10 protein-coding genes are annotated in these 14,132 nt (G+C 64.1%); all 10 read right to left on the bottom strand.

Annotated features, from left to right (window positions below; translation table 11 throughout):
• Positions 1–60: 60 nt before the first annotated feature.
• Entirely contained in the window at positions 61–1,290 is a 1,230-nt protein-coding gene (gene ftsA / locus NDI87_RS02405; RefSeq protein ID WP_296273206.1) for a cell division protein FtsA, read from the bottom strand.
• Between the two features lie 4 nt (positions 1,291–1,294).
• The gene (locus NDI87_RS02400) at positions 1,295–2,098 is read right to left on the bottom strand and encodes a cell division protein FtsQ/DivIB (RefSeq protein WP_296273205.1); all 804 of its coding nucleotides are present in this window, start codon (positions 2,096–2,098) and stop codon (positions 1,295–1,297) included.
• Positions 2,095–3,042: a D-alanine--D-alanine ligase gene (locus NDI87_RS02395; RefSeq protein ID WP_296273204.1), complete on the bottom strand. Its 948-nt coding sequence runs from the start codon at positions 3,040–3,042 to the stop codon at positions 2,095–2,097. Before NDI87_RS02395 ends, NDI87_RS02400 begins: the two co-directional genes overlap by 4 nt.
• Complete coding sequence (gene murC, locus NDI87_RS02390) at positions 3,039–4,481, bottom strand: UDP-N-acetylmuramate--L-alanine ligase (RefSeq protein WP_296273203.1); 1,443 nt, start codon at positions 4,479–4,481, stop codon at positions 3,039–3,041. The genes NDI87_RS02395 and murC overlap by 4 nt, the downstream gene beginning before the upstream one ends.
• The gene (murG, locus tag NDI87_RS02385) at positions 4,478–5,563 is read right to left on the bottom strand and encodes an undecaprenyldiphospho-muramoylpentapeptide beta-N-acetylglucosaminyltransferase (RefSeq protein ID WP_296273202.1); all 1,086 of its coding nucleotides are present in this window, start codon (positions 5,561–5,563) and stop codon (positions 4,478–4,480) included. The genes murC and murG overlap by 4 nt, the downstream gene beginning before the upstream one ends.
• The gene (gene ftsW / locus NDI87_RS02380) at positions 5,560–6,795 is read right to left on the bottom strand and encodes a putative lipid II flippase FtsW (protein ID WP_296273240.1); all 1,236 of its coding nucleotides are present in this window, start codon (positions 6,793–6,795) and stop codon (positions 5,560–5,562) included. Before ftsW ends, murG begins: the two co-directional genes overlap by 4 nt.
• Positions 6,796–6,821: 26 nt before the next feature.
• Entirely contained in the window at positions 6,822–8,336 is a 1,515-nt protein-coding gene (gene murD, locus NDI87_RS02375) for a UDP-N-acetylmuramoyl-L-alanine--D-glutamate ligase (protein WP_296273201.1), read from the bottom strand.
• A 2-nt stretch (positions 8,337–8,338) separates the two neighbouring features.
• Positions 8,339–9,517 (bottom strand): phospho-N-acetylmuramoyl-pentapeptide-transferase, encoded by a 1,179-nt coding sequence (mraY, locus tag NDI87_RS02370; protein WP_296273200.1) that lies wholly within the window; start codon positions 9,515–9,517, stop codon positions 8,339–8,341.
• Entirely contained in the window at positions 9,511–12,597 is a 3,087-nt protein-coding gene (gene murF / locus NDI87_RS02365; protein ID WP_296273199.1) for a bifunctional UDP-N-acetylmuramoyl-L-alanyl-D-glutamate--2,6-diaminopimelate ligase MurE/UDP-N-acetylmuramoyl-tripeptide--D-alanyl-D-alanine ligase MurF, read from the bottom strand. The genes mraY and murF overlap by 7 nt, the downstream gene beginning before the upstream one ends.
• Positions 12,597–14,132, bottom strand: a 1,536-nt coding sequence (locus tag NDI87_RS02360) for a penicillin-binding protein 2 (RefSeq protein WP_296273198.1), incomplete at its 5' end; no start/stop codon positions are given. The genes murF and NDI87_RS02360, both read right to left, overlap by 1 nt.

Genomic DNA, 14,132 nt, shown 5'->3' with positions numbered 1-14,132 from the left:
CCATGCAGCGCCATCGTCGTTTGGGGCTGGCGCGACAGCGCCACAGGGTGGTTTTCATGGTCAGAAGTTCCCCACAAACCAGTCCTTGACGGACCCGAACGCGGTTTTCATGGAGCCGTTTTTTTGCGACACCTTGAAGCCGCGCAAACGCGCCAGACGGGCTTCTTCGAGCAAGCCCATGACGGTGGCGGCGCGCGGCTGGGCCACCATGTCGGACAGCACACCGGTGTATTTGGGCAGGCCGCGCCGCACCGGCTTCAAAAAGATGTCTTCGCCGAGCTCGACCATGCCGGGCATGACGCAGCTGCCACCGGTGAGCACAATGCCGCTGGACAGCATTTCCTCAAAGCCAGACTCGCGCATGACCTGGTGCACCAGGCTGAAAATTTCTTCCACGCGCGGCTCGATCACGCCCGCCAGCGCCTGACGGCTGAGCATGCGCGGGCCGCGATCACCCAGGCCGGGCACCTCCACCTGGGCCTCGGGGTCGGCCAGCAACTGCTTGGCGTAGCCGTTTTCCACCTTGATTTCCTCGGCGTCCTTGGTCGGCGTGCGCAACGCCATGGCGATGTCGCTGGTGATCAGGTCACCGGCGATCGGGATCACGGCGGTGTGGCGAATGGCGCCGTTGGTGAAGATCGCCAGATCGGTGGTGCCGGCGCCAATATCGACCAGCGCCACGCCCAGTTCGCGCTCATCCTCGGTCAGCACCGACAGGCTGCTGGCCAGCGGGTTGAGCATGAGTTGCTCCACCTCCAGGCCGCATCGGCGCACGCACTTGATGATGTTCTCGGCCGCGCTCTGGGCGCCGGTGACGATGTGCACCTTGGCCTCCAGCCGGATGCCGCTCATGCCGATCGGCTCTTTCACGTCCTGACCGTCGATGATGAACTCCTGCGGTTCCACCAGCAGCAGGCGCTGGTCGGTCGAGATGTTGATGGCCTTGGCGGTTTCGACCACCCGCGCCACGTCGGCGGCGGAGACCTCGCGGTCCTTGATGGCCACCATGCCGTGCGAATTCATGCCGCGGATGTGGCTGCCGGTGATGCCGGTATAGACCCGCTGGATTTTGCAGTCGGCCATCAGTTCGGCCTCCTTGAGCGCCTGCTGGATGCTCTGCACCGTGGCGTCGATGTTGACCACCACACCGCGTTTCAGGCCGTTGCTGGGGGCCACCCCCAGGCCGGCGAGCTTGAGCTCGCCACCGGGCATGACCTCGGCCACAACCACCATCACCTTGGCGGTGCCAATGTCCAGACCCACAACCAAATCCTTGTACTCTTTTGCCATTGCGTCACCTGTTCACTTGCATTAGTTTTTTCACGTTATCTGCCTCAACCGTGCTCACCCCGTTCAACCGGATGGCATAACCATCCGTATGGCGCAAGTCCACGGAAGCGAGTTGTTCGACACTGCGGTTGTAGTGCGCCGTGGCCTGTGTCACGGTCTTCAAAAATCGTTCGGTGCGTGCCACCAGTTCAGCGGTGCTGCCGCTGCCCAGCTCCAGTGTGGTGCCGGCCTCAAGCTGCGCCCGCCAGCCGCCGCGCGGCGTCAGTTCAAGTTGCGTCAGCGCCAGATCCATCGGCGCCAGCAGCGGCTGCAGCGTGTGGTAGGTGGCCAGCACCTGTGCGCTTTGACCCTCCGGGCCATTCAGCCGGGGCAAATCGTCTTGCTCCAGCTCGCCCAGATTGACATCAAATACTTCGCCGAAACTGTTGACCAGGCGCGAGTCCCCCTCCACGCCCCAATAGGCCACCGGCTGATGCTCTTCCAGATGCACCTTGAGCCGGTTCGGAAAATCGCGCCGCACCACCGCCTGGCGCACCCAGGGCATGGTCTCAAAGACCTGGCGCGTGGCGTGCAGGTCGAGTGTGAAGAACGTGCCTTTCAGGCGCGGCATGACATTGGCGCGCAGCGAGATCGCGTTGTAATGCGACACATCGCCCACCACCGTGACCCCGCGAATGGCAAACAGCGGCAACTGCTGCACATAAGCCAGCCCGGCGCCCAGCAGCATGAGCACCAGCAGCGCAAACAGGGCGGTGGCCACCCGGTTCATGAGCTTGATGTCAAACGGCAGGGGCGCGTTGCTGGTCATAGGGCGTAGTCGCGACTGGCTGATTGCAGCACTTGCAGGCACAGCTCGGGGTAAGCGATGCCTGCCGCTCTGGCCGCCATGGGCACCAGCGAATGGCTGGTCATGCCCGGCGAGGTGTTGATCTCCAACAGATAGGGCTGGCGCGTGACGGCGTCGATCATCACGTCGGCGCGGGCCCAGCCGCGGCAGCCCAGGCTGTGGAAGGCTTGCAGCACCAGTTGCTGGATGGCGGCCTCCTCGCCCTCGGGCAGGCCGCAGGGCACCAGGTACTGGGTGCTGTCGGTGAAGTATTTGTTTTGGTAGTCGTAGTTGCCGTCCGGCGCAACAATCCGGATCACCGGCAGCGCGCGGGCTTGCGCGCCACTGCCCAGCACCGCGATGGTGACCTCGTCACCGGCAATGAACTGCTCGCACAGCACCTCGTCGTGCATGCCGGCAGCCAGCGCAAATGCCGCCTCGCACTGGTCGATGGCGGTAACCTTGGTCAGGCCGATGGTGGAGCCCTCACGCGCCGGCTTGACGATCATCGGGCTGCCCAACTCGGCCAGCGCGGCGCGCACGGCTGCCGCACTGTCGACCTTTTTCCAGGCCGGCGTGGGCAGGCCGTCAGCGCGCCAGATGTGTTTGGTCATGAGCTTGTCGATGGCAATGCTGGAGGCCATGACGCCCGGCCCGGTATAGGGAATGCCGAGCAGCTCCAGCGCACCCTGCACCGTGCCGTCTTCACCGAAGCGGCCATGCAGGGCAATGAAGCAGCGCGTGAAGCCTTCCTTTTTCAGGTCAAGCAACTCGCGCTCGGCCGGATCAAACGCAAAGGCCTGCACCCCCAGGCCTTGCAATGCCTGCAGCACACCGCTGCCCGACATCAGCGACACCTCGCGCTCGGCGGAGGACCCCCCCATGAGCACCGCTACTTTTTCTGTTTTCAAATCAAATGAACTCATACCACTTGTCTTTCACTTGCAACGAAGGGTTTGCCTTGCAGTTGGGCGGCCACTTTGGCCGGCACGGCACCGATCGAGCCGGCGCCCATGCACAGCACCACATCACCATCACGGACCGCATCCACAATGGCTTGCGGCAAGTCGGCAATGTCATCAACAAACACCGGCTCGATGTGGCCGGCCACCCGCAGCGCGCGCGCCAGGCTGCGCCCATCGGCCGCCACGATAGGCGCCTCACCGGCGGCATAAACCTCGGCCAGCAGCACCGCATCTGCTTGCCCAATGACCTTGACGAAGTCATCAAAACAGTCACGCGTGCGGGTATAGCGGTGCGGCTGGAACGCCAGCAGCAGGCGCCGTCCCGGAAAGGCACCGCGCGCTGCCGCCAGCGTGGCCGCCATTTCCACCGGGTGATGACCGTAATCGTCCACCAGCGTGAAGCTGCCGCCGCCATGGACCGCGCTCACGGGCTGTTCACCGTAGCGCTGGAAGCGCCGCCCCACGCCCTTGAACTGGGCCAGTGCACGGACCACGGCGGCGTCGTCGATGCCCAGTTCCACGGCCACCGCAATCGCGGACAAGGCATTGAGCACGTTGTGGCGGCCCGGCAAATTCAACACCACGTCGAGGTCAGGCAGCACCAGGCCGTTGCGGCGCTGCACGCTGAACTGCATCTGGCCAGCCACCGCGCGCACGTTCACGGCGCGCACTTCGGCGCCTTCGTCAAAGCCGTAGCTGGTGACGGGGCAGGTGACCTGCTGCACGATGGCACGCACCGCCGCATCGTCGGTGCACAAAATGGCCGTGCCATAAAACGGCATGCGGTGCAAAAAGTCGACGAAGGCTTTTTTCAGGTTCTCAAAGTCATGACCGTAGGTTTCCATATGGTCGGCGTCGATATTGGTCACCACCGCCATCACCGGCAACAAATTCAGGAACGATGCATCTGACTCGTCGGCTTCCACCACGATGTAATCGCCCTGCCCGAGCCGCGCATTGGCACCGGCACTGTTCAAGCGGCCACCAATGACAAAGGTCGGGTCTAGCCCGGCCTCGGCCAGCACGCTGGCGACCAGGCTGGTGGTGGTGGTTTTGCCATGCGTGCCGGCAATCGCAATGCCCTTCTTCAGGCGCATCAATTCGGCCAGCATGAGGGCGCGCGGCACCACCGGAATGTGCGCCGCACGGGCGGCCATCACCTCGGGGTTGTCGGCCTGCACGGCGGTAGAGGTGACCACGGCATCGGCACCCTGGATGTTGCTGGTGGCGTGGCCAATTTGGGTCTGAATGCCCAGGGCTTTCAAACGCTGCAAGGTGGCACTGTCAGACTGGTCCGAGCCGGAGATGACGTAGCCCAGGTTGAACAACACCTCGGCAATGCCGGACATGCCGACACCGCCAATGCCGACAAAATGGATGTGTTGAATGGCGTGTTTCATTGACAAAGCTCCTCACATGCCGCCACGATGGTTTGGGTGGCTTCGAGTTTTTGCATTTTTTTAGCTGCCCGGGCTTTTTCAAGCAACAGCGGGCGGTCCATCTTTTGCAGCAGTTCTGCCAGCGATGCCGGCGTTAATTGACCTTGGGGCACCAGCCAGCCCGCGCCCTGGTCCACGAGAAAACGGGCGTTGGCCGTCTGGTGGTCATCCACCGCCGAGGGAAAGGGGACAAACAGCGCGGCGGCACCGACGGCCGCAATTTCGGTCACGGTGCTGGCCCCGGCGCGGCAAATCACCAGGTCGGCTCTAGCAAAGGCCTGCGCGGTGTCGTCGATGAAGGGCGTCAGCTGCGCCTGCACGCCGGCGGCAGCATAGTTGGCGTGCAGCGCCTCGATTTGTTTGGCTCCGCTCTGGTGAATCACCTCGGGACGGCAGGTTTGCGGCAGCATGGCCAGCGCCTGTGGCACGATCTCGTTCAGGGCTTTGGCGCCCAGGCTGCCCCCGACCACCAGCAACTTCAAAGGCCCGCTGCGACCGGCAAAGCGTTGCGCCGGGTCGGGCTGGCTCAAAAACGCCGCACGCAGGGGGTTGCCGACCCACTGGGCACCCTTGAGCACCTTGGGAAAGGCAGTAAACACGCGGTCGGCCACTGCCGCGAGCACCTTGTTGGCGAGACCCGCCACCGAGTTTTGCTCGTGCAGCAGCAGCGGCTTGCCCAGCAGCACGCTCATCATGCCGCCCGGAAACGTGATGTAGCCGCCCAGACCCAACACCACGTCCGGCTTGACGCGGCGCAGCACCTGGATGCTCTGCCAGAAGGCCTTGAGCAGGCGCAGTGGCAACAGCGCCACCGTCATCAGCCCCTTGCCGCGCACGCCACCAAAATCGATGGACTCAAAGGTAAAGCCCTGCGGCGGCACCAGCTGGCTTTCCATGCTGGGCTGTCCGTGACTGCCCGTGCCACCGAACCAGTGCACGCGCCAGCCTTTGTCGCGCAATGCCTGCGCAACCGCCAGGCCCGGAAAGATATGCCCCCCGGTACCGCCCGCCATGATCAAGGCACATTTGGTTTTGACGTTCATACCCGTCCTCCCTGCATCAGGGCACGGTTTTCCTGGTCAATGCGCAGCACCACCGCAATGGCGATCAGGTTGACCAGAATGGCCGACCCGCCGTAACTCATGAGCGGCAGCGTCAGGCCCTTGGTGGGCAGGGCACCCAGGTTGACGCCCATGTTGATGAAGGCCTGAAAACCCACCCAAATCGCCACACCCTGGGCCACCAGGCCGGCAAACACCCGGTCCAGCGCAATAGCTTGCCGGCCGATGTACATCATGCGCCGCACCAGCCAGAAAAACAGGCAGATCACGGTGACCACGCCGACCAGGCCAAACTCTTCGCCAATCACCGCCAGCAAAAAGTCGGTGTGCGCCTCGGGCAGCCAGTTGAGCTTTTCCACGCTGCCGCCCAGCCCCACGCCGAAGATTTCACCCCGGCCAATGGCGATCAGCGCGTGGGTGAGCTGGTAGCCTTTGGCCAGCGCGTTCTGCTCGCTCCAGGGATCGAGGTAGGCAAAAATGCGTTCGCGGCGCCATTCACTGGCCGCGATCATCAAGCCGAAGGCGACCACCAGCACGGTGGCGATCAGGAAGAACATGCGGGCGTTGACGCCGCCCAGAAACAGGATGCCCATGGCAATCACGGCAATCACCATGAAGGCGCCCATGTCGGGCTCGGCCAGCAGCAGCACACCGACCACGGCCACGGCGGCGCCCATCGGCAGCACGGCGCGGAAAAAGCGCTCCTTGACATCCATCTTGCGCACCATGTAGTCGGCCGCATACAGCAGCACAGTGAACTTGGCCAGCTCCGAGGGCTGAAAGCTCAACGGTCCCAGGCTGATCCAGCGCCGCGCACCATAGACCACCTTGCCGACATGCGGAATCAGCACCAGTGCCAGCAACACCAGCGACAGCAAAAACAGCGGCCGGGCCGACTTTTCCCACCTTGCCAGCGGCACCTGGTAAGCCAGTAGCGCCACCGCAAAGGCAATCACCAGCCACATCGCGTGACGCACCAGAAAATAGGTGTGGGTGTACCGGGCAAAGCGCGGGTTTTCCGGCATGGCAATGGAGGCCGAATACACCATCACCAGCCCCCACAGCAACAGCGCCACCGTGACCCAGACCAGCGGCTGGTCAAAGCCCTGGGCACGCGACGGGCTGGTGGCAGTGGACGACAGGCGCGAGCCGCCCAGGCGCACCGGCAGCACATCATCCGACGATGCCCGGGCGCGGCCAAGCCAGCCCAGCAGGCCATGAAAACGGGCAGCGACCGCGCTCACAGGCTGCCCTCCAGCATGACACCGGCTTCCAGCGCCAGGCATTTCACCGCCTGCACAAACATGCGGGCACGGTGCTCGTAGTTGTCAAACATGTCAAAACTGGCACAAGCCGGCGACATCAGCACCGCATCGCCTGCCTGCGCCTGGGCGCTGGCCAGGGCCACCGCATCGGCCATCGACCCCGCATCAATAAGCGGCACCTGCACATCCTGCAGCGCCGCTCGGAGCAGCACTGCATCGCGCCCGATCAATACCACGGCACGGCAAAACCGGCGCACCGGCTCGGCCAGCGGGCTGAAGTCCTGTCCCTTGCCTTCGCCGCCCAGAATCACCACCACTTTGCGCTCGCTGCCCAGGCCCTGCAACGCCGCCACGGTGGCGCCGACGTTGGTCCCCTTGCTGTCGTCAAAAAACTCAATGCCGTTAATGATGCCCACGGGCTGCACCCGGTGCGGCTCGCCGCCGTACTCGCGCAGGCCATAGAGCATGGGGCCCAGCGCGCAGCCCGCAGCACAGGCCAGCGCCAGCGCCGACAGGGCATTGATGGCGTTGTGGCGACCGCGAATGCGCAGCGCGTCGGCGGGCATCAGGCGCTGGAAGAACAGCTCGGGCGCTTCGCCCTTGCGCGGCTTGATGGTTTCGTCGGCCTCCAGCGCGCGCACCAGCCAGGCCATGCCGTTGACCGTTTCGATGCCGAAGTCGCCGGGGCGTTGCGGCATGTCACCACCAAAGGTGACGCAATCGCGCTGCTGGGGTTTCTGCAATTTCACTTTCACTGGCGCGGGCAACATCGCCATCACCAACGCATCTTCGCGATTGAGCACCATCAGACCCTGCTGACCAAAGACGGCTGTCTTGGCCAGCACATAGGCGGCCATGGAACCGTGCCAGTCCAGGTGGTCCTGCGTGATGTTGAGCACGGTACCCGCGGTGGGCTCAAAGCTTTTCTCACCTTCGAGCTGGAAGCTCGACAACTCCAGCACCCAGACCTCGGGCAAGGCATCGCCATCCAGCCGCGCCATCAGCGTGTCGAGCAGGGTCGGGCCGATATTGCCGGCCACCGCCACGCTTTTGCCGGCCCGCTCGACCAGTTGGCCGGTGAGCGAAGTCACCGTGGTCTTGCCGTTGGTGCCGGTGATGGCCAGCACTTTGGGAGCGTAGCCCCGGCTGGACCTGAGCTCGGCCAGCGCCTGCGAAAAAAGGCCAAGTTCACCTGCGACAGGGATGGCCTTGGCTTGGGCCGTCTGCGCCAGCGTCGCGATGTCAGCCGGACTCAGGCCCGGGCTTTTGAACACGGCCGTGATGCCGTCCTGCAGCAGCGCGGCGTCCAGCGCCCCCGCCACGAAGCAGGCAGCCGGCACGTCGCGCTGCAGAGAAGCCAATTGCGGCGGTGCCGTGCGCGTATCAGCCACCGTCACCTGCGCCCCAACCCGGGCGCACCAGCGTGCCATGGCCAGCCCGGACGCACCGAGGCCCAGGATCAGTACATGACGGTGTGGCAGCGTATTCATCATCAGCGCAGCTTCAGGGTGGACAGGCCCACCAGGCACAAGAGCATGGTGATGATCCAGAAACGCACCACCACCTGGGTTTCTTTCCAGCCGCTTTTCTCAAAATGGTGGTGCAGCGGCGCCATCTTCAGAATGCGCCGGCCCTGGCCAAAGCGCTTCTTGGTGTACTTGAAATACGTGACCTGCATCATCACCGACAGGGCTTCGGCGACAAACACGCCGCCCATGATGGCCAGCACGATTTCCTGACGCACGATCACCGCAATGGTGCCCAGGGCGGCGCCGAGCGCGAGCGCGCCCACGTCACCCATGAAAACCTGTGCCGGATGCGTGTTGAACCACAAAAACGCCAGGCCGGCGCCGGCCATGGCAGCACAGAAAACCATCAGCTCACCGGCGCCAGGAATGTGCGGCAGGAACAGGTAGCGGGCAAAGACCGAATTGCCCGTCACGTAAGCGAAGATACCCAGGCAGGAGCCCACCATCACCACCGGCATGATGGCCAGCCCGTCCAGGCCATCGGTCAGGTTGACCGCGTTGCTGGAGCCAACGATCACCAGATAGGTCAGCAGCACAAAACCCAGCACACCGAGCGGGTAGCTGATTTCCTTGAAGAACGGCACCATGAGACCAGCCTTGGGCGGCAGGCTCAGGTCAAAGCCGGACTGCACCCAGGTAAAAAACAGTTCGAGCACGCGGTAGTTGGTGTTCTCGGAAATACTGAACACCAGGTACAGCGCCGCCAGCAGGCCGATCAGCGACTGCCACAGGTATTTCTCGCGCGAGGGCATGCCTTCGGGGTCCTTGTTGACCACCTTGCGCCAGTCGTCCGACCAGCCGATGGCGCCAAACCCGAGGGTGACCAGCAGCACGATCCAGACAAAGCGGTTGCTCCAGTCAAACCAGAGCAGCGTCGAGAGCGATATGCACAGCAAAATCAGCACCCCGCCCATGGTCGGGGTGCCGCTTTTGATGTGGTGCGTGTCCATGCCGTAGCCGCGGATCGGCTGGCCAATCTTGAGCTCGGTGAGGCGCCGGATCACCCAGGGGCCGGCGGCCAGGCCCATCAGCAACGCGGTCAGCGCGGCCATCACGGCGCGAAAGGTCTGGTACTGGAAGACGCGCAAAAAGCCCAGCTCGGGCGACAGTGTTTGCAGCCATTGGCTCAACCAGATCAACATGGGGCCGCCTCCTTGTCCTGTTGTGCGGCCTGTACGATGGCCTCGACCACGCGCTCCATCTTCATGAAGCGTGAACCCTTGACCAGCACGCTGGCCACCGTCGGCAGCGCAGCCAGCACAGCCGTCTGCACGTCGGTCATCTGCGCATGCACTTCAATCGCTGCCAGCGGGGCAGCGGCTTGCGTGCAGGCCGTCCCGGTCACGATGATTTTGTCGATCTGCTGCGCCAGCGCCGACTGCAAGGCTTCGGCATGAAACTGCGGTCCCTGGTCACCCACCTCGCCCATGTCGCCGAGCACCAGCAGGCGCGGCCCGGGCAGCGCCGCCAGCACCTCGATGGCGGCACGCACCGAGTCGGGGTTGGCGTTGTAGGTATCGTCAACCAGCGTAATGTCATGACCGCCGTGGCGCACCAGCAGTGCACGCGAGCGGCCCTTGACCGGCTCGAAGGTTTCCAGTCCGGCCGCAATCGCGGCCAGCGGCACACCGGCAGCCAGTGCGCAGGCCACGGCTGCCAGCGAATTCTTGACGTTGTGCGCGCCCGCAATGTGCAGCGCGTAATGCAGTTCACCTTGCGGCGTCATGGCACCGACCTGCCAGGCCGCGCCTGACCAAACCGCTTGCGTGGTGTGCACTGCGGCTGACAATGCACCGTCATCGCGAGGCCGTAGGCCGTGGCGATCCATGACTTCCGCATCCATGGACTGCCGCGCTTCGCTCGCAGTGACGACCGGCTGACCAAAGCACAAGCTGGCACGCGCGCCGGCCTTGTCAGCCCATAACGTGCTGTAGGCATCATCGGCCGGGAACACCGCCACCCCTGAAGCGGGCAGCGCATCGATCACCGCGCCGTTTTCCTGCGCCACGGCTTCAACCGTTGCCATGAACTCCAGATGTTCACGCTGGGCGTTGTTAACCAGCGCCACCGTGGGCTGGGCGATGGCCGCAAGCACCGCGATTTCGCCGGGGTGGTTCATGCCGAGCTCGACCACGGCCATGCGGTGGTGGGCGCGCAAACCCAGCACGGTCAGGGGCACACCAATGTCGTTGTTCAGATTGCCCTGCGTGGCCAGACAAGCGTCGGGCTCATAAGCGCGCAGGATGCTGGCGATCATCTGCGTCACCGTGGTTTTGCCGTTGGAGCCGGTCACGGCGATCAGCGGCAGGTTGAATTGCGCGCGCCAGTGCGTGGCCAAGCTGGCCAGCGCCCGTTTGGCATCAGGCACCACCAGGCCCGGCAAACCGGCCTGACACAGTCTCTCCAGTGCACCGTCGCCCTGGCAAATCGCCGCCACCGCGCCCTTGACACGGGCTTCAACCAAAAAGTCGTTGCCATCAAAGCGCTCGCCGTGCAGCGCCACGAACAGGTCGCCGGGTGCCAGCGTGCGGGTGTCGGTATGCACCCGTTGAATCGCCACGATGGGCGGGTCCGGCCCGTCAGCCAACGGCTGCTCCAGCCAGGCGGCAACTTGCTGCAGTGTCATCTTGTCATTGCGAGGTGCGCCAGCGACGTGGCCATCCATGGCTTCAGGGGGCATGGATGGTTTCACTTCGTTCGCAATGACGATCGGTTCATGCAAAGGCAAGCCAGACAACTGGTTCAGCACTTGTTTGACTTGCGCGATGTCCGAGAATGGCAGCCGCTCGCCGGCAATTTCCTGATAGTCCTCATGGCCCTTGCCGGCCAGCAAGACCACGTCGGCCGGCCCTGCCTGCGCCAGGGTCTGGGCAATGGCGCGGGCCCGGTCAGGCTCCACCTGCACGCCGGCCACGCCGGTCAGGCCCAGCAGAATCTGGCTGATGATGGCGTCCATCGCCTCAGCGCGCGGGTTGTCACTGGTGACCACCACGCGGTCGGCATGCGCTCCCGCCACTGCGCCCATCAAAGGGCGCTTGGCGCTGTCGCGGTTGCCGCCACAACCAAACACGCACCACAAGCTGCCACCGCGGGCCTGCGCCTGGGGCCGCAAGGCATCGAGCGCCTTGGCCAGCGCATCGGGCGTGTGGGCGTAATCGACCGCCACCAGCGACTGGCCCGGCGCGCTGACACATTCCATGCGGCCTGGCACCGGCGTCAAATGCGCACAGGCTTGCACCGCATCGGCCAATGCGACACCCAGGGTGCGCATGGCCGCGATCACGCCGAGCAGGTTGCTCACGTTGTAGGCACCAATGAGCCGGGTCTGCAAACGTCGTTGTTCAGATCCTTCGACCACATCAAACGCCATGCCCTGGGCTTCATAACGGATGTCCTGCGCCTGCAAACGGGCCCGATTTGCCCCACCGGGAGCAATCGACAGCGTCCACAGGTCCAATGCGCTGGCCGACAACCGCCCGGCCAATTCTGCCCCGTAAGGGTCATCCACATTGACCACGGCCGCGCGCAAGTGCGGCCAGGCAAACAGGCGGGCCTTGGCCTGCCAGTAACTGGCCATGTCGCCGTGGTAATCCAGATGGTCCTGCGTCACGTTGGTCAATACCGCGGTGTGAATCCGGGTGCCCGCGAGCCGTTGCTCCTCGATGCCGATCGACGAGGCCTCGATGGCACAGGCTTGCAGGCCTTGTTTGACAAATTCGGCAAATGCCGCCTGCAGCGCGACCGGGTCGGGGGTAGTCAGGCCGGTGCTCACCAAATCGGGCGGTACACCCACGCCCAGGGTACCCACCACAGCGCAGGGAATGGGTGCGGTCGATACCAGGTTGGACAGCGCTTGCGCCAGCCACCAGGTGCTTGAAGTCTTGCCATTGGTACCGGTCACCGCCAACACCGCCAGGCACTGGCTGGGTTGCTCAAACCAGGCATCGGCCACCAGGCCGCTGGCGGCTTTCAAACCCTGGTAGGTGGCGACACGTGCATCGCTCAAGGCAAATGCCTGCACACCGTCGTGTTCCACCAGACAGGCCGCAGCGCCCGCCGCCAGGGCGGCCGCCACATGGGCACGGGCATCGACCACCGCACCGGGCCAGGCCAGAAAGCCATCGCCGGGCCGGACCTGGCGACTGTCGGTGCGCAGCGCGCCGGTCACGCGCGTGCGCAACCAGGCGGCAGCGTCTTGCGGGGTGAGCAGTTGCGCCAGCATCAGAAGCTTTCCTCCACCGCATCGGTGATCACCTGCGGCTTGACCGACAGGTCGGGTGCAATGCCCAACACGCGCAGGGTCTGTTGCACCGTCTGGCTGAACACCGGGGCTGCGGTATCGCCGCCGAAATATTTGCCATTGCTGGGCTCGTCAATCATCACCGCAACCGCAATGCGGGGGGCGTCGATCGGCGCCAGGCCGGCAAAGACACCGCGGTATTTCTTGTCGGCGTAGCCCTTGCCTTCCACCTTGTGCGCAGTACCGGTCTTGCCACCCACCGAGTAACCCATGGCCTGCGCCTTCTGTGCCGTGCCGCCCGGAAGGGTCACCAGATGCAGCATCTGGCGCACATCACGGGCATGGCGTGCCGCAATGACGGGGACACCCACGGCAGGCTCGCTCATCTTGAACATGGTCACGGGCACCAGGTCGCCCTCGCGGCCAAAGATGGTGTAGGCGTGGGCCAGCTGAAACAGACTCACCGAGACACCGTAACCGTAGCTCATGGTGGCCTGCTCGATCGGGCGCCAGCTCTTGTAGGGCCGCAGCCGGCCACTCACGGCACCTGGAAAAGGCAACTCGGGTTTCTGACCAAAACCGACCTGGGTGTACATCTCCCACATTTTTCGTGGCGGCATTTGCATGGCAATCTTGACGGTGCCGACGTTGCTCGACTTCTGGATCACGCCGGTCACGCTCAGCATGCCTTGGGGGTGCGAATCGCTGATGGTGGCGTTGCCGATATTCATGCGCCCCGGAGCGGTCTGGATTTTTGTGTCAGGCGTCACCATGCCCTGGTTCAACGCCGTGGCGATGACAAAGGGTTTCATGGTCGAGCCTGGCTCGAAAGTGTCGGTCAAGGCCCGGTTGCGCAACTGGGCGCCACTCAGGTTGCGGCGTTTGTCGGGCACAAAACTCGGGTAGTTGGCGAGCGCCAACACCTCGCCGGTTTGCACATCCAGCACGACCACACTGCCGGCTTTGGCCTTGTGCTGCAGCACCGCTTCCTTGAGCGTCTGATAGGCAAAGAACTGCACCTTGCTGTCGATGCTGAGCTGCAGGTCACGGCCATCCACCGGCGCAATCTGCTCACGCACGTCTTCCACCACCCGGCCCATGCGGTCCTTAATGACGCGCCTTGAGCCATTGCGGCCACCCAACTCCTTGTTGAACGCCAGCTCCATGCCTTCCTGACCCTGGTCTTCAACATTGGTGAAGCCCACCACATGGGCGGCGGCTTCACCTTCGGGGTACTGGCGTTTGTATTCCTTGCGCTGGTAAATACCCTTGAGGCCCAGCGCCGCGATCTCGTTGCCCACCGACTCGTCCAGCTGACGCTTGAGCCAGACGAAAGTCTTGTCCTCATCTTCCAGCTTTTTGTTGAGCTCTGCCAGCGGCATATCGAGCAGGCTGGCCAACTTTTTCAGGCCTTCGGCCTCCCGCGGCACGTCCTCCGGAATGGCCCAGATGCTGGGCACCGGGATGCTCGACGCCAGCACGATGCCATTGCGGTCCAGGATGCGGCCACGGCTGGC

Origin of the sequence: Rhodoferax sp., from assembly GCF_023701345.1 — a bacterium.
GTDB lineage: Bacteria > Pseudomonadota > Gammaproteobacteria > Burkholderiales > Burkholderiaceae_C > Rhodoferax.
This window is presented reverse-complemented; position numbering and strand designations above follow the sequence as displayed.